The sequence below is a fragment of the Falsiroseomonas algicola genome (assembly GCF_011040385.1).
Classification (GTDB): domain Bacteria; phylum Pseudomonadota; class Alphaproteobacteria; order Acetobacterales; family Acetobacteraceae; genus Falsiroseomonas; species Falsiroseomonas algicola.
On the sequence record NZ_JAAIKB010000048.1, the window covers coordinates 1 to 2410 of the forward strand.

At 70.9% G+C, this 2410-nt stretch carries 2 protein-coding genes; both read left to right on the forward strand.

From position 1 onward, the window contains the following. Window positions 1-295 precede the first annotated feature (295 nt). Window positions 296-952 (forward strand): DUF1028 domain-containing protein, encoded by a 657-nt coding sequence (locus tag G3576_RS30920; protein WP_164698323.1) that lies wholly within the window; start codon window positions 296-298, stop codon window positions 950-952. Window positions 953-962: 10 nt separating this feature from the next. Continuing rightward, window positions 963-2138, forward strand: coding sequence for a M20 aminoacylase family protein (locus G3576_RS30925; protein ID WP_164698324.1), 1176 nt, complete (start codon window positions 963-965; stop codon window positions 2136-2138). The last annotated feature ends 272 nt before the right edge of the window (window positions 2139-2410 follow it).

The window sequence follows — 2410 nt, forward strand, 5'->3', positions numbered from 1 at the left end:
GGCATCCCCTCCGCCACCGCGCCAGCCAGCTTATGACAGGCCGACGCCGATGAACGAGACTTACAAGGGCAAGAAAATCGGGCCGCAAGGCGGCCCGCGCGCGCAGCGTGACCGTGTCGGTGAGCGCAACAGCGCGTCGGCGCGTCAGGCAAGCGGCCGGAGGCCGCGCCCGCCGCTTGAGGGCATTGATAATCTTCCCGCGCGCGCAGCACGACCTTGCCGCCGGGCGCCCCAGCGCGTAGGCGCGTAAGGCAAGCGGCCGGAGGCCGCGCCCGCCGTCTGAGGGCCTGGAATAATGACCTTTTCGCTGATTGGGCGTTGTGCGCGCACGGGGCAGTTCGGGGCGGCGGCCACGACCTCCTCCCTCGCCGTGGGCGCGCGGGTGCATGCGGTGGCGCCGGGGGTGGGCGCGGTGCTGACTCAGCACCGGACGGACCCCAGGCTCGGCCCGCGCGGGATCGGGCTGCTGCGGTCCGGCTGCACGGCGGCGGAGACCATCGCGGCGCTGGTCGCCTCCACGCCCGACCACCAATGGCGGCAGCTGGCGGCGATCGACGCCGCGGGGCGCACGGCGCATTTCCATGGCGCGCGGGTGAAGCCGGAAAGCGGCGCGGCGCATGCAAAGGATGTCGTCGCCATCGGCAACATCCTGTCCTCGAGCCTGGTGCCGGATGCCATGGCCGCGGCCTTCGCGGCCAGCCCAGAACTGCCGCTTGCGGAACGCCTGCTGCGCGGGCTGGAGGCCGGCGAGGCCGCGGGCGGCGAGCATGGCGATGTGCGCTCCGCCAGCCTGCTCGTTTATGGTGAGCATGACTTCGCGCTGGTCGATCTCCGCGCCGATGGTCATGACCAGCCCATCCCCGCGCTGCGCGCGCTGTGGGAGGAATATGCGCCGCTGGTCGATGCCTATGTCGTCCGCGTGATCGACCCCGACAACGCCATCGCGCTCTGAAGGATCAGCCATGCCCATCATCAACCGCATCGCCGCCCTGCAGCCCGAGATGGAGGCCTGGCGGCGCGACCTGCACGAATATCCGGAGCTGCGCTTCGAGGAGAGCCGGACGGCGGAGCAGGTGGCGAAGCTGCTGGCCTCCTGGGGCATCGAGGTGCACACCAACATCGCCAAGACCGGCGTGGTCGGCGTGCTGCGCGGCACCGGCACTTCCGGCCGCACCATCGGGCTGCGCGCCGACATGGACGCGCTGCCGATGACGGAGGCGACGGGGCTTCCCTACGCCTCCAGGAACCCCGGCCGCATGCATGCCTGCGGGCATGACGGGCACACGACGATGCTGCTTGGTGCGGCCAAGTACCTGGCGGAGACGCGCAACTTCGACGGCACGGTCCACTTCATCTTCCAGCCCGCGGAGGAAGGCGGCGCCGGGGCGAAGGTGATGATGGATGAGGGCCTCTTCGCCCGCTTCCCCTGCGACACCGTCTATGGCGTGCACAATGATCCTTCCCTGCCGCTCGGCGAGGCCGATGTGCGGGACGACGTGATGATGGCGGCGAGCGACGTCTTCTTCGTGACCGTGCGCGGCAAGGGCGGGCATGCGGCGCGGCCGCATGGCGGCATCGATCCCATCGTCGTCGGCGCGCATATCGTGGCGGCGCTGCAGACGATCGTCGCGCGGCGCGTCGATCCGCTGGAGGCGGCGGTGATCTCCACCACGCAGTTCCATGCCGGGACGGCGACCAACATCATCCCGGACGAGGCGAGCCTCTGCGGCACCGTCCGCACGCTGAAGCCGGAGGTGCAGGACCTGGTCGAGGCCTCCATGCGGCGCGTCGTGGAGGCGACGGCGGCGGCGCATGACGCGGTGGCGGAGTTCACCTACCAGCGCGGCTATCCCGCCACCGTCAACCATGCGGACCAGGCGCGCCGCGCGGCGCGGGCCGCGTCCAGCGTGCTGGGCGAGGGCAAGGTGCGGCGGGACATGCCGCCGGTGATGGGCGGCGAGGATTTCAGCTTCATGCTGCTGGAACGGCCGGGCGCCTACCTGAAGCTCGGCCAGGCGGCGGGGGCGAAGGGTTCGGCGCCGGTGCACACGGTGCAGTACGATTTCAACGACGACCTGCTGCCGGTCGGCGCCAGCTACTTCGCGACGCTGGTGGAGCAGGAGATGCCGCGGGGGTAGGCCTATCACCGGAAAAAACAGGCCTGCGGCCGGCGGCAAGCCGGCCGAGGCCGCGACGGGTGCCCATGCGCGTTGCTTCGCAACGTGCATGGGGTCCCGGAATGCGGCCCGCCGCTTATGCGTCACGCCGCAGGCGTGCCTTCGGCACGGTCACGGCACTGCCGTGACGCCAAGCGGCCGGAGGCCGCGCCCGGCGCCTAGACGCTTTTCCGACCGCGCTGAATCGGACGTGATGATGCGACGCGGAGCCGGTGTGGTTTGAACTGCGGGCC

What these genes read in the sequence shown, in the direction of transcription:
- G3576_RS30920 (WP_164698323.1), top strand. Translation starts at nt 296, where the DNA reads ATGACCTTTTCGCTGATTGGGCGTTGTGCGCGCACGGGGCAGTTCGGG.
- G3576_RS30925 (WP_164698324.1), top strand. Translation starts at nt 963, where the DNA reads ATGCCCATCATCAACCGCATCGCCGCCCTGCAGCCCGAGATGGAGGCC.